The organism is Flavobacterium azooxidireducens (assembly GCF_023195775.1).
Lineage (GTDB): Bacteria > Bacteroidota > Bacteroidia > Flavobacteriales > Flavobacteriaceae > Flavobacterium > Flavobacterium azooxidireducens.
Genome location: NZ_CP096205.1, coordinates 3,711,026 through 3,734,559, shown reverse-complemented (window position 1 = coordinate 3,734,559; position 23,534 = coordinate 3,711,026). Strand labels below are relative to the sequence as shown.

At 33.2% G+C, this 23,534-nt stretch carries 25 protein-coding genes; 7 read left to right on the top strand and 18 right to left on the bottom strand.

Annotation, left to right across the window (positions count from 1 at the left end):
* Together M0M57_RS16240 and M0M57_RS16235 are read right to left on the bottom strand one after the other, a co-directional pair.
* Window positions 1–1,416, bottom strand: a complete 1,416-nt coding sequence (locus M0M57_RS16240; protein ID WP_248434151.1) for a glycogen synthase — start codon at window positions 1,414–1,416, stop codon at window positions 1–3.
* On the bottom strand, window positions 1,417–1,974 hold the full coding sequence (locus M0M57_RS16235; protein WP_248434150.1) for a thioredoxin family protein: 558 nt from the start codon (window positions 1,972–1,974) through the stop codon (window positions 1,417–1,419). It abuts the gene before it with no gap.
* Window positions 1,975–2,069: 95 nt separating this feature from the next.
* On the opposite strand from M0M57_RS16235, the gene M0M57_RS16230 reads away from it, so the two are divergent.
* Window positions 2,070–2,402, top strand: coding sequence for a tRNA-binding protein (locus M0M57_RS16230; RefSeq protein WP_407647445.1), 333 nt, complete (start codon window positions 2,070–2,072; stop codon window positions 2,400–2,402).
* Window positions 2,403–2,435: 33 nt separating this feature from the next.
* Here the strand turns inward: M0M57_RS16230 and M0M57_RS16225 are convergent, their stop codons facing one another.
* Both M0M57_RS16225 and M0M57_RS16220 read right to left on the bottom strand, forming a co-directional pair.
* Window positions 2,436–2,813 carry a PUR family DNA/RNA-binding protein gene (locus M0M57_RS16225; protein ID WP_248434149.1) on the bottom strand — a complete coding sequence of 126 codons (378 nt, stop codon included), beginning with the start codon at window positions 2,811–2,813 and terminating at the stop codon, window positions 2,436–2,438.
* 70 nt (window positions 2,814–2,883) lie between these two features.
* Complete coding sequence (locus M0M57_RS16220; protein WP_248434148.1) at window positions 2,884–4,644, bottom strand: ABC transporter ATP-binding protein; 1,761 nt, start codon at window positions 4,642–4,644, stop codon at window positions 2,884–2,886.
* Window positions 4,645–4,846: 202 nt separating this feature from the next.
* Between M0M57_RS16220 and M0M57_RS16215 the strand changes: the two genes are divergently transcribed.
* From M0M57_RS16215 to yajC, 4 genes are all read left to right on the top strand, one after another.
* Entirely contained in the window at window positions 4,847–5,950 is a 1,104-nt protein-coding gene (locus M0M57_RS16215) for a Glu/Leu/Phe/Val family dehydrogenase (RefSeq protein WP_248434147.1), read from the top strand.
* A gap of 125 nt (window positions 5,951–6,075) precedes the next feature.
* On the top strand, window positions 6,076–6,969 hold the full coding sequence (gene nusB / locus M0M57_RS16210; RefSeq protein ID WP_248434146.1) for a transcription antitermination factor NusB: 894 nt from the start codon (window positions 6,076–6,078) through the stop codon (window positions 6,967–6,969).
* A gap of 19 nt (window positions 6,970–6,988) precedes the next feature.
* Window positions 6,989–7,552 carry a DUF1573 domain-containing protein gene (locus M0M57_RS16205; RefSeq protein ID WP_248434145.1) on the top strand — a complete coding sequence of 188 codons (564 nt, stop codon included), beginning with the start codon at window positions 6,989–6,991 and terminating at the stop codon, window positions 7,550–7,552.
* 1 nt (window position 7,553) lies between these two features.
* Complete coding sequence (gene yajC, locus M0M57_RS16200) at window positions 7,554–7,829, top strand: preprotein translocase subunit YajC (protein ID WP_248434144.1); 276 nt, start codon at window positions 7,554–7,556, stop codon at window positions 7,827–7,829.
* On the opposite strand, the gene M0M57_RS16195 is transcribed toward yajC, so the two are convergent.
* The 7 genes from M0M57_RS16195 to M0M57_RS16165 all read right to left on the bottom strand — a co-directional run bounded on the left by M0M57_RS16195 (window position 7,830) and on the right by M0M57_RS16165 (window position 14,757).
* Window positions 7,830–8,408, bottom strand: coding sequence for a YdeI/OmpD-associated family protein (locus M0M57_RS16195; protein WP_248434143.1), 579 nt, complete (start codon window positions 8,406–8,408; stop codon window positions 7,830–7,832).
* A gap of 309 nt (window positions 8,409–8,717) precedes the next feature.
* Window positions 8,718–9,959: a peptidase T gene (gene pepT / locus M0M57_RS16190; protein WP_248434142.1), complete on the bottom strand. Its 1,242-nt coding sequence runs from the start codon at window positions 9,957–9,959 to the stop codon at window positions 8,718–8,720.
* 175 nt (window positions 9,960–10,134) lie between these two features.
* Window positions 10,135–10,353 carry a hypothetical protein gene (locus M0M57_RS16185; RefSeq protein ID WP_248434141.1) on the bottom strand — a complete coding sequence of 73 codons (219 nt, stop codon included), beginning with the start codon at window positions 10,351–10,353 and terminating at the stop codon, window positions 10,135–10,137.
* Window positions 10,350–11,042: a DUF2971 domain-containing protein gene (locus M0M57_RS16180; protein ID WP_248434140.1), complete on the bottom strand. Its 693-nt coding sequence runs from the start codon at window positions 11,040–11,042 to the stop codon at window positions 10,350–10,352. Before M0M57_RS16180 ends, M0M57_RS16185 begins: the two co-directional genes overlap by 4 nt.
* Before the next feature lie 322 nt (window positions 11,043–11,364).
* Window positions 11,365–11,580 (bottom strand): helix-turn-helix domain-containing protein, encoded by a 216-nt coding sequence (locus tag M0M57_RS16175; RefSeq protein WP_248434139.1) that lies wholly within the window; start codon window positions 11,578–11,580, stop codon window positions 11,365–11,367.
* A gap of 3 nt (window positions 11,581–11,583) precedes the next feature.
* A complete protein-coding gene (locus M0M57_RS16170) occupies window positions 11,584–12,120 on the bottom strand; it encodes a DUF2975 domain-containing protein (RefSeq protein ID WP_248434138.1) in 537 nt (178 codons plus the stop codon).
* Window positions 12,121–12,378: 258 nt separating this feature from the next.
* Window positions 12,379–14,757, bottom strand: coding sequence for a DUF4397 domain-containing protein (locus M0M57_RS16165; RefSeq protein WP_248434137.1), 2,379 nt, complete (start codon window positions 14,755–14,757; stop codon window positions 12,379–12,381).
* A gap of 463 nt (window positions 14,758–15,220) precedes the next feature.
* On the opposite strand from M0M57_RS16165, the gene M0M57_RS16160 reads away from it, so the two are divergent.
* Together M0M57_RS16160 and M0M57_RS16155 are read left to right on the top strand one after the other, a co-directional pair.
* Window positions 15,221–15,691 carry a hypothetical protein gene (locus M0M57_RS16160; protein ID WP_248434136.1) on the top strand — a complete coding sequence of 157 codons (471 nt, stop codon included), beginning with the start codon at window positions 15,221–15,223 and terminating at the stop codon, window positions 15,689–15,691.
* A gap of 30 nt (window positions 15,692–15,721) precedes the next feature.
* Window positions 15,722–16,357 carry a M15 family metallopeptidase gene (locus M0M57_RS16155; RefSeq protein WP_248434135.1) on the top strand — a complete coding sequence of 212 codons (636 nt, stop codon included), beginning with the start codon at window positions 15,722–15,724 and terminating at the stop codon, window positions 16,355–16,357.
* On the opposite strand, the gene M0M57_RS16150 is transcribed toward M0M57_RS16155, so the two are convergent.
* From M0M57_RS16150 to tsaD, 7 genes are read right to left on the bottom strand one after another with little or no spacing between them, the layout of a single operon-like run.
* Window positions 16,354–16,920 carry a hypothetical protein gene (locus tag M0M57_RS16150; RefSeq protein ID WP_248434134.1) on the bottom strand — a complete coding sequence of 189 codons (567 nt, stop codon included), beginning with the start codon at window positions 16,918–16,920 and terminating at the stop codon, window positions 16,354–16,356. The two genes, M0M57_RS16155 and M0M57_RS16150, sit on opposite strands and share 4 nt — an antisense overlap.
* A 4-nt stretch (window positions 16,921–16,924) precedes the next feature.
* Entirely contained in the window at window positions 16,925–18,112 is a 1,188-nt protein-coding gene (locus M0M57_RS16145) for a class I SAM-dependent methyltransferase (RefSeq protein ID WP_248434133.1), read from the bottom strand.
* Between the two features lie 7 nt (window positions 18,113–18,119).
* Window positions 18,120–19,208 (bottom strand): AI-2E family transporter, encoded by a 1,089-nt coding sequence (locus M0M57_RS16140; protein WP_248434132.1) that lies wholly within the window; start codon window positions 19,206–19,208, stop codon window positions 18,120–18,122.
* 28 nt (window positions 19,209–19,236) lie between these two features.
* Entirely contained in the window at window positions 19,237–19,878 is a 642-nt protein-coding gene (locus M0M57_RS16135) for a DUF4159 domain-containing protein (RefSeq protein WP_248434131.1), read from the bottom strand.
* Window positions 19,879–19,886: 8 nt separating this feature from the next.
* Window positions 19,887–21,626, bottom strand: coding sequence for a T9SS type A sorting domain-containing protein (locus M0M57_RS16130; protein ID WP_248434130.1), 1,740 nt, complete (start codon window positions 21,624–21,626; stop codon window positions 19,887–19,889).
* Window positions 21,627–21,657: 31 nt separating this feature from the next.
* Entirely contained in the window at window positions 21,658–22,362 is a 705-nt protein-coding gene (locus tag M0M57_RS16125) for a 16S rRNA (uracil(1498)-N(3))-methyltransferase (protein ID WP_248434129.1), read from the bottom strand.
* Entirely contained in the window at window positions 22,362–23,384 is a 1,023-nt protein-coding gene (gene tsaD / locus M0M57_RS16120) for a tRNA (adenosine(37)-N6)-threonylcarbamoyltransferase complex transferase subunit TsaD (protein WP_248434128.1), read from the bottom strand. The genes M0M57_RS16125 and tsaD overlap by 1 nt, the downstream gene beginning before the upstream one ends.
* Between the last annotated feature and the right edge of the window lie 150 nt (window positions 23,385–23,534).

Sequence of the window (23,534 nt, the reverse complement as noted above, 5' to 3'; positions counted from 1 at the left end):
TTAATTTTTTAATGATTGGTAAACATCGATATATTCTTGTGCAACTTTATCCCATGAATGGTCAATTTGCATGATCGTTTTTCTGGTTGAGTCAAAAAGTTTCGTATAATTATATAGATCAATCGCTCTCGTTATCGAATGATTAACGTCGTAAACGCTGGTTTTATCGTGGCAAATTCCAAATCCGCCATCACCAATGTCTACTACGGTATCTTTGAGTCCGCCTGTTCTTCTCACAATCGGAATTGTGCCGTATCGTAAAGCATACAACTGATTTAATCCACACGGTTCAACTCTCGAAGGCATCAATAAATAATCTGCTCCGGCATAAATAATGTGAGCTAATTTTTCGTTGTAACCAATATAAGCATTGTAATTTCCGCTGTAAAAATGGGTTAGTTGCGTCAAACTGTTTTCCACATTCGAATCGCCTGAACCTAAAATTAAAATGTTGATTTCGTTTGGATTTCGACTTAATGCAATGCTACAAATTTCGGGCAATAAATCAGCTCCTTTTTCGCCAACTAATCTTCCAATAAATGTGAAAAGTGGTTTGGTTGGATCTAAATTAAATTGTTCGCAAAGGAACTTTTTGTTCTTCTCTTTTCCTGCTTTTAGATTTTTTACATCATAATTAAATTCAAGCATTTCGTCAGTTTTCGGATTCCAAACTTCATTGTCAATTCCGTTTAAAATTCCGAGGCATTTTGGTCGTTCAAAACGTAATAAATTTTCTAAACCATTTGCTTTTTCGCTCATTTCATCTAAATAACTTGGCGAAACGGTGGTGACTTTCCAAGCACATTTTATCGCTGAAGCAAGCGGATTGATGATTCCATTCCATTCTAAAAATCCTAAACGAGAAGAACTCACTTGCGGCAAATAATGCAATTTATCAAAACCAAACCATCCTTGGTATTGGCCGTTATGAATAGTTAAAACCGTTGGAACACGATTCAAATGTTGATAAATTGGTGCATGCGACATCATAAACGGAATCAATCCAGTGTGATGATCGTGGCAATGAATGATATCAGGAACTTGATTGGTTTCTGTTAGCCAATTTAGAAATGCCACTTGAAACGCTGTAAATCGTTCCGTATCATCTTGATAGGAATAAACATTAGGTCGGTCAAATAATTCAGGAATGGCTATCAAATACAATTCAAATCCAAGTTTATTGGTTTTTTCTTTTAGAATTGTATATGAAAATTGAAACCATCCCAATCGCAATTGACCTTGATGAATAGTTTCAAATTCGTTTTCATTGGTAAATTTATTATCATAACCAGGTACAACCACTTTGGCATGTTGACCTAATTTGTTTAAATATTTTGGTAAAGCACCCACCACATCGGCTAAACCGCCCACTTTTGCCACCGGATAACATTCGGCACTAATATGAATAATTTCCATTTATTTTTTCCATTTAATATTACATCCGATACTTGGCTTTTGATTCGGGTTGACGGTTCTGTTATACAAAACACTATCAATAGCTCCCCTTAAATCGTTTCCGCTTAATGGGATGCCGTTGCCGGGACGTGAATCGTCTAATTGTCCGCGGTAAACCAATTTGTCCTGATTGTCAAAAAGAAAGAAATCGGGCGTGCAAGCTGCTCCGAAAGCTTTGGCAACTTCTTGTGTTTCATCATACAAATACGGAAATTCAAATTTATTTTCAAAAGCAAATTCAGTCATTAATTCCGGACTATCTTCCGGATATTGTGTCGCATCATTGCTTGAAATGGCTACGATTCCGATGCCTTGTACACGGTAATCATTGGCAACCAAAATAATTTCATCTATCACATGATGCACAAACGGACAATGATTGCAGATAAAAAAAACTAACGTTCCTTTTTCGCCTTTGCAATCTGAAAACGTGAAAAAATCATTGGAATTGGTGTCTTTTAAATGAAAGTTTGGAGCTAAAGTTCCTAAAGAAATCATGCTTGATTCTGTTCTTGCCATTACTGCGGATAATTTTTTTAAGTTAATGCTTAAAGTTAAGAATTTTTAGATTGATATTCTTATTTTTGAGTTTAAATTTTTAAGAATAAATTATTATGTTGAGTTGGGAAGAATTTGAAAAGATAGAAATGCGAATTGGAACTATTTTAGAAGTAAATGATTTTCCTGAAGCTCGAAAACCTGCCTATCAGTTAACAATTGATTTTGGAGATGAAATTGGAATTAGAAAAACATCTGCTCAAATTACGAAACGATATAGTAAAGAAGAATTAATAGGAAAGCAAATTGTAGCCGTCGTGAACTTTCCAAAAAAACAAATCGGGAAATTTATGAGTGAGTGTTTGGTACTCGGTTCTGTAGGAGCAGAGAATGATATTATCTTGCTTTCTTCTGACAAGAAAGTTGAAAATGGCTTACGAATTGGATAAAAAAAATCCCTTCGAAAAGAAGGGATTTAAGTTTTAAATATCGTCGAAATCAATGTCGGTAAAACTCGCTTTTGGAGCATCTTCACTTTCAACTGTTTCAGAAGTATATTCTTTTTTGAAATCTTTTTGATGTCTTTCTGAAATAACTTCTTCACCTTTATGGTCTAAAACATAGGCAGTCATATCGTCTAGAATTTCTTTAAAAGCGACAAAATCTTCTTTGTATAAATAAATTTTGTGTTTTTTAAAGTGGAAAGAACCATCTTCTTCTGTAAATTTTTTACTTTCTGTGATGGTAATGTAATAGTCGTCTGCTTTGGTTGCTCTAACATCGAAGAAATAGGTTCTTCTGCCTGCTCTTAAAACTTTAGAAAAAATTTCGTCTTTTTCTAACATTTCGTTTTCTCTCATAATCTTTCTGTCAAATTTAGTGTTGAATGTAGTAACCAAAAATCTAAAAAATAATTGAATTATCAAAAAATTACGACAATTCTTTTTCAGAAAGTTGTTTCAAATACAATTCTTTATAATAACCTTCTTGATTTAATAATTGAAAATGAGTGCCTTGTTGTATAATTTCTCCTTCTTCGAGGATGATAATTTTATCTGCATTTTTAGCTGATGAAACACGATGGCTGACAATTAGTGTAGTTTTATTTTTACAAATCTCAAATAAGTTATTCAGAATTTGTTCTTCCGTTTCTGTATCAACGGCAGATAAGCAATCATCAAAAAGCAAAATTTCAGGATCTTTTATAATTGCTCTGGCAATTGAAACCCGCTGTTTTTGTCCTCCGGAAAGTGTGATTCCTCTTTCACCTAAAACAGTATCATATTTATTTTTAAAGTTGATGATATTGTCGTGAACGATGGCTTGTTTAGCCGCTTCAATAACTTCCTCATCTGTGGCATCTTCTTTTCCGAATTTGATATTATTTTTGATGCTATCCGAAAACAAAAAGGCATCTTGCGGAACAATTCCAATGCTGTTTCGTAAATCATGCAGATTTAAATCGGCCAATTTTTTTCCATCCATAGTAATCGAACCTTTTTCCACATCATATAATCTGCAAATCAAAGAAAGAAGTGTAGATTTTCCTGAACCTGTTTTTCCTAAAATAGCTAAGGTTTCACCTTTCTTCACTTCAAATGAAATATCTTTTAAAGCTTGAATATTAGTGTCTTCATAAGTAAAACTCACATTTTTAAAAGCTATGGAACCTTGAATCGTATCGTTATTTGGATTATGGTTTTTAATTTCCGGTTCAATTTTTAAAAATTCGTTGATACGTTTTTGAGAGGCTTCGGCTTCCTGAACCAATGACGAAACCCATCCGATAGATGCAACTGGCCAAGTAAGCATGTTGACATACAAAATAAATTCGGCTATAGTACCAATGTTTTCAATAGTTCCGTCTACATACATCATTCCGCCGAAATAAATCACAACTAAGTTGCTCAATCCAATCAACAAAATCATTAATGGTCCAAATAATGAATTTACTAATGCTAAACTCATATTCTTATCACGACTTTCTTGTGCTAAACCGTTAAATTCTTTTTTGTTTTGTCCTTCCAAAGCATAGGCTTTTATCACTCTAATTCCGGAAAACATTTCCTGTGAAAAACTGGAAAGTGTAGATAGATTTTCTTGATAAATGCGACTTCTGTTATTGATTTCCACACTCAATTTAAAAATGAAGTAGGAGAGAAGCGGCAATGGGAGAATAGTATATAAGGTCAGTTTAGGTGAAACATTATACATATATATAATCACAATGGCAAAGCGGATGAAGGTGTTGATGGTGTACATAACGGCCGGACCAACATACATACGGACTTTACCCACATCTTCCGAAATCCGGTTCATTAAATCTCCCGTTCGGTTTCTTTTGTAAAAACTTTGCGATAAACGTTCATATTGTTGAAAAACTTCATTCTTCAGGTCGAATTCAACATGGCGAGACATTACTATCAAAGTTTGTCGCATTAAAAACGTCAAAAATCCTGCAATTACAGTTGCTCCAATGATTAATCCTAAACTAATGAGCAGTTCTTTTTTGATTAAACTGGTGTCGCTAATTGGGTTTTTAATATACGCATCAATAATATTCATTGATTTACTTACTAGTTTTGGAATAAATAGTGAGAATATTTGTGCAACAATTGTAATGATAATACCTAACAAAAAACGGTATTTATATTTTATGAAATATTTATTTAAATAATGTAGTTCTTTCATGTTATTTAATTCAGATGAGAGGCTATGGGTTAAAAAGTGTTAAAAAATTGAGAATTGTGTTATTTTAAAATTATCTTCAATTCGTGTTTGTTATTAACAGATTGCTAAAATTATTAAATTTTATTGCGTTCTTTTGATTTTAGTGCTACTTTTGTTATGTCTTTTTGACAAAGTCATAATTTTACCAATTAAATATTCAACTATGATAGCAGAAGTAACAACTCCTAAAGAACTTCAAAAAATGGATCCGGTTTTTGGACAAGTATCCTTTGATAATCATGAGCAAATTGTTTTTTGCAATGACAAAGATACTGGTTTAAAGGCAATAATTGGAATTCATAACACAGTTTTAGGACCAGCATTGGGTGGAACAAGAATGTGGAACTACACCAATGAATGGGAAGCTTTGAACGATGTTTTACGTTTATCACGCGGAATGACTTTTAAATCTGCTATCACAGGATTAAACCTTGGCGGAGGAAAAGCAGTGATTATTGGTGATGCTAAAACGCAAAAAACACCGGAATTAATGCGAAAGTTTGGTGAATTCGTTCATTCATTAAGCGGAAAGTATATTACTGCAGAGGATGTAGGAATGCAGACCGAAGATATGGATACTGTGAGAGATGTAACACCTTACGTAACCGGAATTTCTGAATCAAGAGGTGGATCAGGAAACCCCTCTCCCGTAACTGCTTTTGGTGTTTACATGGGAATGAAAGCAGCTGCAAAATATAAATTTGGTTCAGAATCATTAGCCGGAATCAAAGTTTTGGTGCAAGGAATTGGCCATGTTGGCGAAACTTTGGTTGATTATTTAACAAAAGAAGGTGCAATTGTGACCATTTCTGATATAAATGAAGCTCGTTTGAAAGAAGTTGGTGCTCATTATGGTGCAAAAGTTTTCAATGGTTCTGATCTATATGCAGCCGATGTTGACATTTATGCTCCTTGTGCATTAGGAGCTACCATCAATGATGATACAGTTTATAAATTGAATGCCTCTATTGTAGCCGGTGCAGCCAATAATCAATTAGCAAATGAAAACATTCACGGAAAAATTCTTCAAGAAAGAGGAATTTTGTATGCTCCCGATTTCTTAATCAACGCCGGTGGAATCATAAATGTTTATGCAGAAATTGAACATTATGACAAAGCAGAAGCAATGAGAAGAACGGAAAACATCTACAATACAACGTTGGAAATCTTTGATTATGCTGTGAAAAACAATATCACAACGCATCAAGCAGCTTTAACAATTGCTCAAAATAGAATAAATCTACGTAAAAAAGAAAGCGGGAAATAAATTTTTCCGATAAATAATACTATTTTTGTGACGTCCTACGGGGCGTCACTAATTTTTTAAAAAGTTCTTACAACGTGTTAAACAGGAGACATATTCGGGTAAAAGTATTGCAAACCATTTATGCAATGCATCAGAGCGGTTCTGATCAATTGGAAAAAGAAGAAAAATTCTTATTCGCAAGTATCGAAAGTATTCAGGATTTATATTTGATTGTGGTTTCTGCCTTAGTTGAAATCAGAAAAAAAGAAGAAGATTTTTTGGAGAAAGCTTCCAAGAAACATTTAGCCACTGAAAAGGACTTAAAGCCAAACAGAAAATTTATTACAAATCGTGTCTTACTTGCTTTGGAAGAGAATAATTCGCTTTCCATCGCTTTAGAAAAACGAAAAATCAACAATTGGAGTCAAAATGATGACCTTATTTTGATTCTATTGGAAGACATCAAAAAGAGTTCGCTTTATCAAAATTATTTGTCAGACAAGACAGATTCGTTTGAAAACGATAAAAAATTCTTGGCAGATATGTTCACTGAGTTAGTTGCATCTAACGAAAAATTGTATGATTATTTAGAAGATTATAAACTCACTTGGGTGGATGATATTCCGTTGGTAAACACAATGATTCTTAAGCAATTGAAACATATTGACGAGGGTGTTGAAAAATCGTTTGCTGTTTTACCATTATATAAAGATGCCGAAGACAAAGATTTTGCTCGCGATTTATTCAGAAAAACAGTTTTAAACGAAAATGAATTAGCTAAAGAATATATCGATAGAACGCCAAATTGGGATCCGGATCGTATTTCTGAAGTTGATACTATCATGTTGAAAATGGCTATTTGTGAGTTTTTGCGATTTCCATCTATTCCCGTTAAAGTAACTATAAACGAGTATTTGGAGATAGCGAAAGAATATGCCACACCAAAAAGCAGTATTTTTATAAACGGAGTTTTAGACAACTTAGTCAAAGATTTCCAAAAAGCAGATAAATTAAAGAAAACCGGAAGAGGTTTAATGTAATTTTTAAATTCAACTAACTATGTTAAGAAAATCAATTTTTGCGATGTTCGTTTTTGCATCATTACTTTCTTGTAAAAAAGAAGATGCACTTTCTAAAATCGATCCAAACAGTAAAGATATTCCAATCAATGAATATGTTGGAAATCCACAAGCAACACCAGCACAAGAAAATCCGGTTAAACAAAATACAAATCCGGAGACAAATCAAGTAACTCCACCACCGGCAGACGGTAAATATCCGGTAATGACGTTCAACAAAAAAGAACATGATTTTGGTGTAATAAATGAAGGTGCTAAAGTAGAAACAACTTTTACTTTTACCAATACAGGAGAAGCCGACTTAATTATTGCTAATGCTTCAGGATCATGTGGTTGTACTGTTCCTGAATTCCCAAAAGAACCAATTAAACCAGGCAAAACAGGAAAAATGAAAGTATCTTTCGACAGTAACGGAAAACCTGGAATGCAACAAAAATCGGTTAACATCACAGCTAATACAGCTTCCGGAAAAGATGTTTTAACCATCAAAGCAAACGTAACACCAAAACCAAAAGCAGATGCTCCTGCTGTAACTAATCAATAATATGGAAAATATTCAATCGTTATTACCGTTTTTATTAATGTTTGTGGTCATTTATTTTTTTATGATCAGACCGCAACAAAAACGTGCAAAACAAGAAAAAGAATTTGAAAGCAGTTTAAAAGTAGGCGATAGAATTATCACCAAAAGCGGACTTCACGGAAAAATTGCAGAAGTATCAGAAGGTACAGTGGTGATTGAAACCATGTCCGGAAAATTAAAAATGGAACGCTCAGCTATTTCTATGGAAATGAGTGCCAAATTAGTAGAAAAGAAATAATTATTTTCGATACTTATCATTTAAACCGATGTTTGCCAAAAGCATCGGTTTTATTTTTTCAAAACGGTCGTGTTTTGTTTTTTCCTGTTTGGCAGAATCAATGTATTCGATGAATTCTTTTTGTTTAAAGGGTGAAAAAGCATTGAATTTTTCAACCAAAGTGGTATCTTCATTCAATTTTGAAAGAAAAAAATCAGACGGTTTTACTTCTTTTTTTTCCGGCTTAATCGAAAGTCCGTTTTTTTCATTTTCAATGGCTTGATTGACGTAGTGAAGAACTAATTTTTCGTTTACTTCTTCTTTTGATGTAAATCGCCATTGTCGTAATCCTTTCGTAACACCTTCTCCGGCATTCACCAACACATTTTTTTCATCTGAAAGAAAGACACCATTAAAAAACCAAATCGTAAAATAGTCTTTAAATCCGCCAATTCCAATGATGTTGCGGTTGTTCCAAGTATAAACAATTCCGCCCCATTTGGTGGTTTCTACTAAATCGGTTTTCACGATGATGGATTTGAGTAATTCAATTTCTTCAAGCCATTTTTGATTTCTGTTCCAAGTTTTTTTGTCTTCCATAATTGTAAAAATAAAAAGCCTCTGATTTACAGATTAAAAATAAATAAAATCAGCAAATCAGCGGCAACTTAAAATTCGATTTATCTATGATAATTTTTTTTCTAAAAATTCGTGAGATTCGTGAAATTCGTGGCAAAAAAAAAGCCACTGATTACTTCGTCTGTTCAACCTTCGGTTTCGGGTCACAGATTAAAATAAATAGAATCAGCAGATCAGCGGCAACTTGAAATTAGTAGCAAAAAAATAGCCACTGATTCGCTGATTAAAAATAAAAATAATCAGCGAATCAGCGGCTATAAAAAGTATAATTTATTTCTTCTCCGCAGTTAATTCCGCAATTTTCACAATTACTTCCACCGCTTTTTGCATACTTTCCACCGGAACATATTCATATTTCCCGTGAAAGTTGTGTCCGCCCGCAAAAATATTCGGACAAGGCAAACCTTTATAGGATAGTTGACAACCATCTGTTCCGCCACGAATAGGTTTGATAAGCGGTTTGATGTCTAACTTTTTCATTGCTTTTTCGGCAATTTTTACAATATGAAAAACCGGTTCTACCTTTTCTTTCATATTATAATATTGGTCTTTGATTTCGATAATGGCGATATCATCACCAAATTGTTTTTTAAATTTTTTATTGAATTTAGCCGTTAAATCATGCAAAAACTCTTTTCTTTTTTTGAATAATTTTTTGTCATGGTCGCGAATAATTAACAAAACCGTGCTTTCTTCAATGCTTCCTGTAATTCCGGTTACGTGAAAAAATCCTTCATAACCTTTGGTTTCTTCCGGCACTTCTTTTTTTGGTAATTTGGATATGAATTTGGAAGCCAACAACATCGAATTAATCATTTTTCCTTTCGCATAACCCGGGTGAACGCTTTTTCCTTTGAAGATAATTTTTGCTCCGGCAGCATTAAAGTTTTCATATTCCAATTCGCCAATCTGACTGCCATCCATCGTATAAGCCCAGTCGGCTCCAAATTTTTCTACATCAAAATGATGAGCACCACGACCAATTTCTTCATCGGGCGTAAAACCAACCCGAATTTTTCCGTGTTTGATTTGAGGATTCTTGATTAGAAATTCCATTGCGGTAACAATTTCGGTAATTCCGGCTTTGTCATCGGCACCTAAAAGAGTAGTTCCGTCTGTTGTAATGATGGTTTGTCCTTTGTACTGCAACAAATCGCTAAAATAGGAGGGAGACAACACAATATTTTGCTCGGCATTCAACACAATATCTTTGCCATCATAATTTTGGATGATTTGCGGTTTCACATTTGCACCCGTAAAATCCGGCGTAGTGTCATAATGCGAAATAAAACCAATCACCGGAACTTCATGTTCTACATTGCTTGGTAAAGTAGCCATGATATAGCCTTTTTCGTCCATCGTTACATCATCCATGCCAATGTCTTTCAGTTCTTTGACTAAATTATTGGCTAATACTAATTGTTTTTTTGAACTTGGAGTGGTTTCTGAATTCGGATCAGATTCGGTGTCAATCGTTACATAGCTGATGAACCGGTCGATGATATGTTGCATAAAAATAAATAATTTGTGGTCATTAATGGATAGCAAAGATACGGATTGATTTAAAAAGAGGGCGATAAGATTTAGAAACGTAGTTGTTCTATTTTTTTGCGGGTGGGAGAATACTCCGTACGGTTAGAAGAATACAGCGTGCAGGTGGAGTAATACTCCGTGCGGATGGGAGAATTTAAAAGGCGGGTGAAAGAATTTTATTTGCTAAGAAATAGAGATATTTTGTAGAGGGGGGGGGTATTTTTTGGATGATTACTGCCAACGTTTGGCCGCTAACCGAAGTTGCCGATGAAAGCGAACTGAGTTCTCTCTGCCAAGATAATGTTTCTTCATGAAAAGCTTCCGGCTGCCGAAAATCGGCAATTTTGGTTAGCGGCGGTTGTGCTACGTTCATATATTTTTTCTAACTATTATTTCGTGTTTATAGTTGCCTTTTAAAATATTCATAATACGTTTTTCAGTGTAATTACTAATATTTCTGCCAAGGATAATTTCTTGCAAAGATTCTTTATTAAATCTTATTCCGCCCGATTGAAGTTTAATTAATCTTAATTCTTCTTCAAATTTATATTTTGAAAGTTTGCTTAGAAAATTGATTTCTAATTCTTTTTCCAAAATGGGATTTGAATAATCAGGTTTTGGAAGTTCTTTATAATATTTTACTTCCTCCAATTCTCTAAAAAATGCATTATCATTTTCAGTTTCAAATCCTAAACAAAACCCAGTTTCATTCTCAGCAAATTCATTCCACATTTTTTTATTGCTAGGCTTTCCTGTGAAACAAGTTATTCCGATACAATTTTGTTTGAAGTTTTTAAACAAATTTTCAAAACTTCGATCGTCTGGATTTTGCATGGGCAAGATAAGACCTTTTGGAGGAGTTAAATGTTTTATTACTTCGATGGAATAATTATTTAAGTCAGTTTCAAATTGATTGACGATTTGAATAGTTGGAATTTGTTTATGAGGTAAATTAGAATCTAAGTTATCATCGAAATTATTTGGCGATCTAAACCATAATTCACTTTTTACAAGATTTGTCAGATGATTTCTTTTAGGCGGACAGTATTTGTAGATTTTCATTTGGACGATAATTTTGACGAATGTCGCACAACTTATTTATATGTCTGACAAAATCAGACTTATCTACCCCAAATTGGGTGTATATGTCTGATGATCGTTAGATTTATTTTCTCAAATTTAATAAATAAATCTTACAAATCATCAAAACGGTTTTATTCACGTATTTTTATTTTGAAGCACAATTTTCTAGCCCCGATTGCAGCGGAAAGCCTTTTGTGAAGAAAATCTATTTTTTCTTGGTGTGGCAGAGCGACCAACGGAAGCTCCTGCTGAACCTTAGAAAAAAAGGTTTTTGAGCAAAAGCTTGTAGCGGAAAGCGGGATTAGCTTCTCTTCTCCTCTTTATATTCCAAAATATCACCCGGTTGACAATCTAACGCATTACAAATAGCTTCCAGAGTAGAGAACCGGATTGCTTTTGCTTTTCCTGTTTTTAGAATAGAAAGGTTGGACAACGTGAGATCAACTTTTTCGGATAGCTCATTAAGCGACATTTTTCTCTTTGCCATCATGACATCTACATTTACTATAATTGGCATGGCTTAAACGGTTAAATCATTTTCTTCTTGAATTTCTACACCTCTTGCAAAAATGGTGGCAATAACATACACAACTGCCGCCATGAGAACAAACGCCTGACTATCTGCCCAAAATGGGTTTAAGGTGTCTATTTGTAGACCATAGTGTTCAAGGTTTTTAACGATTCCTTGAGCGATGTAACTGATGAGTCCTATTGATAGTGTTAAGTAGCTAATTTTTGTGATTTTATTGGATACATAAGTGCTGAATGGTTTAGACAAATCAATTTTCATCAAAAGCATGATAACAAGATAGAATAGATAGGCTTTGAGAATCGAGATGAAAAGGATAAAACCATACACACCAAAAAAAACGGGTTTACTATTTTCATACATTTCACTTAAATCTAATTTTTGATATAAGTTTTGTACGACTTCAGGTTTGAAAATACTGAAAACAAAATTGACTACTAAACCGCCGACTTCAATACACAAGCCAACGAAAATGATCCAAGCAACGATGTGCAGAACTGTAAACACGAAATTATTCTTTTTTGACATAACTATTTGAGTTTAATATTATGGTGCAATAATATAAAATATTTATTGAATAGCAATAAAAATATGTTGTTTTTTATAAAATATTTGTTTTAATGTAAAAAACATCAATGACAATTTCAGATTATTTTTAATTTCCTGTTTGTAAAATTGGAGGTATAGTTGAAAAAAAGCTTATAAAGAGGAGGAAAGACTTATATAAAAAAACAGAAAGGCCATCATTGCTGATGGCCCTTCCATAACTATTGGTTTGAAAAATGCTTAGTTTTTCACAAACTTTTGATTAAAACTAAGATCGTTGAGGGTTGTATTCAAGATATACATACCACTATTTAAATCGCTTACGTCAATGTTGTTAGGGTCTGAAACGGTTTTAACTTGTCTTCCGCTTAGGTCGTAAATCGTTGCTTTGAAATTTTCGTAGTCAAAAGGAATGGAAAGAGTAATGGTTTCTCTTGCCGGATTTGGATATAACGAAACGGAATTCAAATCAAAATTATTTACACTTAAAGGTATTTGCGGTAGCGGAATTAAATTGCCACCCGAAGCCAAAGCAACCCAAAGTCCAAAAGCAGGTCCATTACTATTTACAGAAGGATCAAGGAAACCACTTGCTAACACAGTAATAGCTGCACCGTCTAATCCTAATGTTTGAAGTGGAGCTTGGTAAGAAGCCACAGTTACTGTTCCGGTTGCATCACGAACATCTAACGTGAAATCAAGATTTGGTAATTCTAAATAACCTTGAAATTCAGGAAAAGAAATATTATCAACAATTGTTCCGGCTGGTACAGACGTTTCAACTACATCAACAGTTGGTGCATCCGGTGAACCGTGATTTACTAAAACATCTGTATTTGTTGCAACTGAAGCCGCTTCACGACCTTGAGCAAACACATTGATGGCAAAGTTTGGCTCTACGGAATATCCTGTTGGACTCACAATTCCATTGGCAACCAAAATATACGTTTCACCTTCGGTTAAAGTAGCTGTTAAATTATATAAGCTTTCCGCAGAAGAAGTACTGGTTGACGGAGCAACGTCTATACTTAATTCAACTCCGGCAGGCACATCGATAAATGGTGTTGCAGTTCTGAAAGCAAAATCGTTTAGTAATAATTCATCATTCACATACACATCCACTAAAGCCGCAGCTAAATCAGGAGAGTTGTGAATAGCTTGCAAACGTGCAGTTGGTGTTTCTACTAATGGCAGCGGAATTAAATCACCACCCGAAGCCAACGCTACCCATAATCCGAATGCTGGACCATTGCTGTTTACAGATGGGTCAAGGAAACCGCTTGCTAAAACTGTGATGGCAGCACCTTCAAGACCTAATGTTTGTAAAGGAGCTTGATAAGAAGCTACGGTTACTGTTCCGGTTGCATCACGAACATCAAGTATGAAATCAAGATTTGGTAATTCTAAATAAGGAGAATATTGAGGATAAGAAATATTATCTATAAGTGTTCCGGCTGGTAGGGAGGTTTCTACCACATCAACTGTTGGAGCATCCGGTGAACCATGTACAACTATCACATCTGTATTGGTTGGAACCGAAGCCTCTTCTCTGCCAATTGGCAATGCATAAAGTTCAAACGGTTGGTTTGGAGAATAGCCTGTTGGCGAAACGATTCCGCTCGCTACAATAATATAAGTTTCTCCTTCTTCAAGCGTTGCTGTTATGTTGTAAAGACTTTCTGCAGAAGAAGTACTGGTTGAAGGAGCAACATCGATGGTTAATTCTACTCCGGCTGGAATATCAATAAATGGTGTTGCAGTTCTGAAGGCAAAATCATTTAAAAACAATTCGTCATTTACATAAATATCTACTACAGCAGCTGCTAAATCAGGGGAGTTATGAATAGCTTGAACGCGAGCCGTTGGAGTTTCCACTAAAGGTAACGGAATCAAATCTCCACCTGAAGCTAACGCCACCCATAGTCCAAAAGCAGGTCCATTACTATTTACTGATGGATCTAGGAAACCACTTGCTAACACTGTAATTGCTGCTCCATCTAATCCTAAAGTTTGAAGCGGAGCTTGGTAAGAAACTACTGTTACAGTTCCGGTTGCATCACGAACGTCTAATGTAAAGTCAAGATTTGGTAATTCTAAATAGCCTGCAAAATTAGGGAAAGAGATGTTGTCTACGATTGTTCCTGCAGGTAAAGAAGTTTCAACCACATCAACGGTAGGAGCATCAGGCGAACCGTGGTTTACTAGAACGTCAGTATTGGTTGTAACAGAAGCAGCTTCACGACCTTGTGCAAATACATTAATGGCAAAGTTTGGTCCAACAGAATATCCGGTTGGACTCACAATTCCGTTAGCAACTAAAATGTAAGTTTCGCCATCTGCTAAAGTAGCTGTTAGATTATATAAACTTTCGGCAGAGGATGTACTTGTTGACGGAGCTACATCAATACTTAATTCTACACCGGCAGGAACATCAATAAAAGGTGTTGCCGTTCTGAAAGCGAAATTGTTTAGTAACAGTCCACCATTCACATAAACGTCAACCTGAGTTGCAGCCAGATCCGGTGAATTGTGAATAACTTGAACTCTTGCAGTCTGTGCTATACTAATGTTGCTTAAAAACACTAGGCTTAGCCAAAGTAATTTAGTAATTTTTTTCATAGTCTTTATGTTTTTTGTTTAATGTTATAAAATTAATAATAAACAAAATGTAAAATATAAATTTAACTTTATTTAGCATGTTTTTAACAGTTGTTTTTTGATTATAAATACTTGTTAAATAGGTGATTAGTTAAATATTGTTTGGCTTTATAAGAGGTGATTGGACTATTTTAAATTCAAATTTGTTTATTATATTTATTAAATAATTAAACAAAATATAATATTTTTATTTGACAGCCATTTTTTGTAGGTTTTTTTAAAATTTATATTATAAAATATTGGTAATGAGTTCATAATTGACTTTTAAACGATTTTTTTTACTTTTTACAAGCAAATCGCTTACTTTTCCCAATAAAATCATAACTTTCGAAGCTTTTTAAGCTGTACTTGTTTGTAGCCCCAAATACTACACACAATTTTTTATGGATTAGATAAGGTCGTATATATGACACCTGAAGAAAAATTGAACATAATTAACCGTTTGAATGCTCTTGAACTTCAACAGAAGAAAAACCTGGATGAGATTGGAGCTTTAAAAAAATACCTCGAAGAAAATCCGAAACTCATTGCGAGTTGGATGGATTTAAATGAGGTAAACGGCTTTTATATTGATAGTTTCTCAAAAATTGAAGCCTACGAAAATCGTCCCGTAAACGAAGAAAACAGAAATGTTTTTGTTACAGAAAATCAAGCAAAGTCTGCGTTAGCAAAAGCTCAGTTAGCACAATTACTAAAATCCTATTTTAGTGGATGGAGTAATCAATTGGATAATTACGCTATTTTTCCGCAAATGAAAGACGGTGAATTTACTCCTTATTATGGTATTGCAGTTCTTCCTCAATTTTTAGCTTTTAGATCCCGAGAAAAAGCCCAATTGTTTTATGAACAACACAAAGAACTGATTCACATCTATTGGTCTGAGTTTTTAGAATAAATTTTAGTATATTTATTCGAAAATTAAGCGATGTCTCGAATTTTGATACTCTTCTTATTAGTTATATCTTCTTCTTTTAGTCAAGAATTAAATGAAATTTCAACGACTCGAACTGTAAATGATTCCGTTTTTGTTAATCTAAAAGATTATTCAAACGATTTTGTTTATGATATGCGTTATGCCACCGAAAACAATTTTCTTAAAGCCAAAGTATATGATTGTGCCGAATGCTATTTGCGTTTTAAAACCATCAAAAAATTGGTGGAAGCAAATCAGAAATTTATCAAGTTAGGTTATAAAATTAAAATTTTTGATTGTTATCGACCTTTGGATGTTCAAAAGAAAATGTGGGCGATTGTTTCAAATCCATCATATGTTGCCAACCCAAGCAAAGGCTCAATTCACAATCGAGGTGCGGCAGTTGATATTACGTTGGTTGATTTTGATGGGAAAGAATTAGATATGGGAACCGATTTTGATCATTTTGGGAAAGAATCTGCACATTTATACCAAGATTTATCGGAAATTATTTTAAACAATCGAAAATTGCTTCGAGAAGTGATGGAAGACTCATCCTTCAAAATCATTAAATCCGAATGGTGGCATTATGATTTAGTAACAGAAGAAAAATACAAAGTATCAAATTTTACGTGGAATTGCAATTAATTTTCCACACAATGCAAGTAATCCATAAAATAATTTTGCGGACGACTAAATTGGTTTAATAATTCAGATTGTAATTCTTTTTTAATGAGATAATCAACCGATTCAGTAGTATATTTCACTCGCATCGAAACAACAGGACTTGATTTCAATTCGTCATAATTATTTTTAAGAAACAAAAAATTTGCCGAAAGTATTCTTATATTTCGTTCATCATTTCGCATAAAGCTTCCGCAATTTTCAACATCAGTATGAAGCATCGTAATAATTTTTCCGTTTTCTAACTGAAGATATAGTTTTGTTTTCGCATCAATGCAATACGCTTTGATGAAATCACTGTTTTTATGAACCAATTGAAAATTTAAAACCGGCGTTCCATTATCGTTTGAAAGCGAAAAAAAGACATAGCTTTCATTGTTGCCAAACTTTCTTTCGTGCATTAAAAATTCTTTAGTGGTTTTTAGAGTACCGATGCTGTCATTCACTTCAACATCATATTCGCATCTTTTTTGGGCAGTGGAAGGGAGAAAATATAAAAATAATAAGCAGAAAAGTAAGAATCTCATGAGGTTATTTAATTTTGGTGCAAAGTAACACAATTTTGTTGTTTTTTTGTTCTGTTGTAAAGAAAGTATATAAATTTCCACCTTCTTTAATTTTCCATTTTTTTCTAATATTGTCAACACTTTCAGGGAAATTCCGGGTAGTAATGTTGGCTTTTTTGTTTTCTAAATGCAATTTCATTTCGTTTTTTTGGTACGGAATTACGTTTGTAATTTCAAAAACTCTGCCACAAAAATCTATTTTTTCATCAGAAGTATATAAATGTGAATGCGGATGAAGTTTATTCAAATTAAATTGAATAGCAACTTCATCAAAACCACCTGATTTCATGATGGCAGCATTTGGTTCATAGAGGAACTTTTCCGGTTCACCGAAATTAATTTCAACGGAAGATTTACCTAACTCAAATTCAAATTTTTCTTCTTTATTTTTGGTAAGATTGACCGTTTTAATTGTCGGATTTCCTTCAAAACCTTGATGAATTTCCCACAGCAATTCTTTTACTTCATTTTCTAATGCTACGATATGAATGGCAAAAACATTTCTTAATTCTTTTAATCCAGCCGTTAAATCGAGTAGTGGAGCAGTTTTGATAAGGATTTTGGAAGAATAATTAAAATAAAAATCCAATAAATCAGGAACATTTGGTTCGCAATCACGCAACATAAAAACTTTTCCTTTGGAATCATTTCTTCTGGATGGATCAATGTAAATCCAATCAAATAGTTCATTGCTAGATTTTAAAATTTCTTCGCTTTCGCCTGAAACACATTGAATGTTTTCAACTTTTAATTGACTAAAATTATGTTTTACAATTTCAGATAATTCCGAATTGTGTTCACAATGAATAACTTTTGAAAACTGTTTGGAAAAGTAAAAAGCATCTACACCAAAACCGCCAGTCAAATCGATAATTTTTCCTCCTGAAATAAGTTTTGATTTGTAAAGAGCTGTTTTTTCTGAAGAAGTTTGCTCAACAGAAATTTTACTAGGAAAAATGATGTTTTCAGCATTAAACCAAGTAGGAAGTTTATCTTTTGCCTTTGATTTTGCTTCAATTTGATTGAGAATTTCTTTCCAATCTAACTCGGGAAAAGGATTTTTTTGTAAAGCTAATTTTGAAATAGTTTCATTTAAATTAGTTTCTATAAAATCTTGAACCTCCTTTAATGCTAAAAAATCAAAATTTTTCAAGGTTAATTTATAAATTTCGGGTAAGTACTTGAACGATTTTATATTGAGGGAAAAATTCTTTAGCAATCACTTTTATAATTGTATAAAGTGGTACTGCTACAATCATCCCAATAATGCCTGAAATAAAACCGGCTGTCAAAATGACCAAGAAAATTTCTAATGGATGCGATTTTGTACTGTTTGAAAAAATTAATGGTTGGCTAATGTTGTTATCAATTAGTTGAACTATATAAAAACCAAGTAAAACATATAAAGCAGTTGGTAAAATTTCGGTTTGAAAATCACCGCCAATTCCTCCAATCATTGTTAACGAAGCTGCCAAAACACTTCCAATTAATGGTCCTATATATGGAATGATATTTAAAATAGCACAAATAAAAGCTATAACAAATGCATTTTCAATACCAAAAATAAGCAAAACAATAAAATATAAAATAAAGCAAATTAAAAGTTGAAAAATTAGACCAATAAAGTAACGAGATAGCAAATCATTGATTTTTGTAATCGAGTTTAATGTTTCGGCTTCATGATCATCCGGTATAATTTTTTTTGCTCCAACTAAAAAAATGACTTTATCTTTCAGAAAGAAGAAAGTTATAAATAAAACCGAAGCAACGCCAATTCCAATTGAACTGATGGTCGATAATATTCCATTGAAAATAGAAGGTAAAAAGTTCATATTCAAGTAGGAACCAATATCGGTGTCTTTAAAAACATCTTCCATGAGAATGCCATGGTCTAATAAATACAAATTCAAATCATAATAAAGCAACATGATTTTTTCTTCAATTGATTCTGTATTTAAAAGCGACAAACTTTTTGCTTGCGAAGAGATTAACGGAACAAACATCAGAATGAACAATGCTACTAAAATCAGAAGCAAAATCATCGTCGTTATAACGGCCCACGTATTATTAAATTTACACTTTTTCTTTAAAAATTCAACAACCGGATTACAAATTAAGGTTAGAATTAAGGCAATAAGCAGATAAATTATAATCGACTGAATGGCATACAAAAACCAACACCCTAACGCAATTAAGACTAATGTTCCAATTGCTCTTAAAATTCCGGATGAAATGGTTTTTGAAGTCATTTTAATTTTTTTATAAAAATAGGAAAATTTAATTTACAAATACGTAATGAACTAAATTGGCTCCCATTTTAAGAGCTTTTTCTCTAACTTCTTTCGGATTATTGTGTACTTCTTCGTCTTCCCATCCATCGCCTAAATCGGTTTCAAAGGTGTAAACTAAAGCCAGTCTTCCTTCTATGAATATGCCAAACGCTTGTGGTTTTTGCTTTTCATGTTCATGGATTTTTGGTATTCCATTTGGGAAAGAGAATGGTCCTTGAAAAATTTTGTGTGTAGATGGAATTTCAATTAACTCATTATTCGGAAAAATTTTCTTGATTTCTTTTCTGATGTATTTGTCCATTCCGTAATTATCATCAATGTGTAAAAATCCTCCGGATGTTAAATAATCTCTAAGGTTTTTCACTTCATTATCATTAAAAACCACGTTTCCATGTCCGGTTAAATGCACAAAAGGATACGAGAACAAATCAGAACTTCCCGGTTCAACCGTAGCCGGTTTTAGTTTGATTTTGGTATTGATATTTTGATTGCAAAACTTTATCAAATTTGGTAATGAAGTCGGATTTCCATACCAATCGCCGCCACCGCTGTATTTTAAAAGGGCGATTTCTTGGGCGTTAGAAGCAAAGAAAATCAAAAAGAAAATTAAAGAAAGTATATATTTCATTAAGGATATTATTTTTTGATCATTTTAAAAGTTTGACTTTTATTATCAGTGCTTATTTTGAAAAAATAAACTCCTGAATTTAAATTGTTTAAGTTAACAGTGTTGTTTCCGTTGATTAATTCAAAACTAGTAATCTTTTGACCTAAAACCGAGTAAACTTCTAGATTAACATTTGTATTATTATTTATGATTGTAACATTATTTAAAAATGGATTTGGAGAAATTTGGAATGAGTTAGTATCAAAATTAGTCAAATTTAAGCTTGATATTGCTAAAATTGCAAATCGTTGTGTTGTAGACATTCTACTTTCGCATCCATTAACTGTTTGGCTGGCATAATAAGTTGTATTGTTTTCTAATAAAGTTGTTGAAGGTAATAAATTTCCGCCTTCGGGTTCGTCATACCAATTAATATTTTCACCGACTACAATCAAATCATCAAGTGTTTGTCCTTCAGTAAAAGATTGAACTGGCTCACCGTTTGGTGGAGCAATATTTGGCATAGCAGAAATTTCAAATGGCTTTACATATATACATCCACTCACATAATCTTCTATTGCCATGTAAATTGTTTGGTTAGAGTTGAAAAAAACATACGAACTTGGATTTTGTATTTGGTAAGCTAAATTTACAGCTTCATCAAAAGAAAGATGATAGCTAATTTGAAACGCCAGCGGATTTAAATTTGAAATAATAAATTCATTAATTGTTAAATCTACGGTATAAAAACCATCATTTTGATTACATAAGACTATGTTTTCAGGCTCTGGAATCACTGGCATAGGAATTACTGTGGAGTTTTGTGATGTTGTAATTTCACTTATGTTATCAGGAGAATGATTATATATAATTGTCGCAGTATAAGTATCGGAAGGTGAGTTTTCATTTAAATCACAATCTATCATTGGGTTTTCATTGGTTAAGAATTCTCCATTTTTATACCATACCAACTCTGTTATTGATTCTCCTGATGGAGTAAATCGCCATGATTCGTCAAATGCTGACCATGAACCGGTATTTCTATTAGGTGGACTAAAACCCAAATTTCCTGCTATATTTTGGATGCCTATTAATCCATTTCCACTATTCCAATTTGTGCATGGAACTCTTCTTACTATATTAACATCAATAATGTTTGTTGTTTCATGTAACACAATCTGTGAAGTCTGACCTTGATTTTGATATTGACAAACATAGAAACCCATTTCGTAGAAAGTATAAACAGCTTTTCGATTTGGATATGAACCTATCATTTTGAAAGTTAAATTAGGATAGTCATTAGTTTCAGGATTGGATATTTGTGGGTTCAAATCTTGATAAACACCGTAAATAGCATTTTTAATTGGAAAATTAGTATTTGGTATGGTGGTTTGAAATTGCCATGGACAATCTTCATCTATTTCCACCTCGTTAAAAGTAATTAATCCATTTGCTCCAATTGATATAGCAGAATAAGTGTTTCCGAAAAAAGTAAAATCAAACGGTAAATTCAACGTTTTATATTTATCATCAAGTAAATTGTAAGAGTTTATTAATGAACTTTGATCAACAAAATAATATGGAATAGAAGAGACTTCATATTCACTAGTAGAATATAATTCGGTATAATTTGCTGTTAACGTTTGACATTCAGTGTTGTAATCACAAACGTTGTAAGGTTGCTCTATTGTTAATGAGGCCGTTGGAGCTGTTTGTGCTTTCAGTAAAAAGAAAGAAAAAATTGAAACAAACAAAGTAATTTTTCTCATATAAAAATGTTTTTATTTACAAATATAAGTATTATTCATTCATCAAAACCACCGTATGACAAGCCACCACAGCAGCCGTTTCCGTTCGCAATCTTGTATTGCCTAAAGATATAGGAATAAATTGTTTTTCTAACGCGATTTCAATTTCTTTAACAGAAAAATCACCTTCGGGACCAATTAAAATAGTGCAATCTTCACTTAATTTCAAAACAGATTTTAGTGTTTTTTTATCTGTTTCTTCGCAATGAGCAATTAATTTTTGTCCGTTAAATTGTTTTTTTGCAAATTCTTTAAATGTTATTGGTTCATTCAAAATCGGCAAAAAATATTGGTTGGATTGCTTCATCGCAGAAAGCAAAATTTTATCAAATCGTTCCGTTTTGATAACTTTTCTTTCGGAATGATCGCAGATAATCGGCGTAATTTCATGAACGCCAATTTCGGTAGCTTTTTCTAAAAACCATTCGTAACGGTCATTCATTTTAGTAGGAGCAACCGCTAAATGCAAATGGAATTTTGGCTCTTTTTGTTTTTCAAATAAAATGATATTTACAGTGCATTTGGAATCAGAAGCAATTACAATTTCAGTTTTAAACAAAAACCCTAAACCATTGGTAACAAATAAAATGTCACCTTCTTTCTTACGTAAAACTTTAGCAATATGTTTGCTTTCTTCTTTATCAAAAGAAAATGAAGCTGAATGTTCGTTTATATCTTTATAGTAAAATAATTGCATTATAATTCAATTCGAGCTTTTGAAACTACCGCTGCATTTTCAAATTGGTTGTGTAAATATTTTTGATAACCCACAATGCCAATCATGGCTGCATTATCGGTGGTATATTCAAATTTTGGAATGTATGTTTTCCAACCATATTTTGCTTCTGCCTCTTTTAATGTTTGGCGTATGCCGGAATTGGCAGAAACTCCACCACCAATTGCAATTTGATTGATTCCCGTTTCTTCAACAGCTAACTTAAGTTTATCCATTAAAATTTTAATGATAATATTTTGAACAGAAGCACAAATATCGGCTTTATTTTCTTCAATAAAATTGGGATTTGCGGCAACATTTTTTTGAACAAAATACAGAATTTGTGTTTTCAAACCCGAAAAACTGAAATTCAAACCTTCCACTTTTGGTTTAGTAAACGGAAAAGCTTTTGGATTTCCTTCTTTTGCAAATTGGTCAATCAACGGACCGCCAGGATAGGGAAGACCAAGAATTTTGGCTGTTTTGTCAAATGCTTCGCCCACGGCATCATCGGTGGTTTCGCCAATTACTTCCATGTCAAAAAAGCCGGAAACTTTTACAATTTGTGTATGACCTCCAGAAATCGTGAGTGCCAAAAATGGAAAAGTCGGTTTATCAAAACCTTCTTCATCAATAAAATGGGCCAAAATATGAGCCTGCATGTGGTTTACGGCTATTAAAGGAATTTCCAATGCCATGGATAATGATTTGGCAAAAGAACTTCCTACAAGTAACGAACCCATTAAACCCGGACCTTGCGTAAAAGCAATTCCGCTCAATTGGTTTTTGGTAATTCCGGCTTTTTTAAGAGCCATATCAACCACCGGCACAATATTTTGTTGATGAGCTCGCGAAGCTAATTCCGGAACAACACCACCAAATTCCTCATGAATGCTTTGTCTGGCAACTAAATTGGAAAGTACTTTATCATTTTTTAGCACCGCAGCAGCTGTGTCGTCGCACGAACTTTCGATAGCTAAAATATAAACGGAATCATTTGACATAAAAGGCACGAATTTTGAATATATTTGTTTCAATTATTTTAGCGTTATAGAATAGGATTTTACAACGTTAAAATAATTATTTTTGTTTCGTGTAAAAGTATGCTTTTTCACTAAAACACTGCAAATTTATAACATTTAAGGGTATCAAAA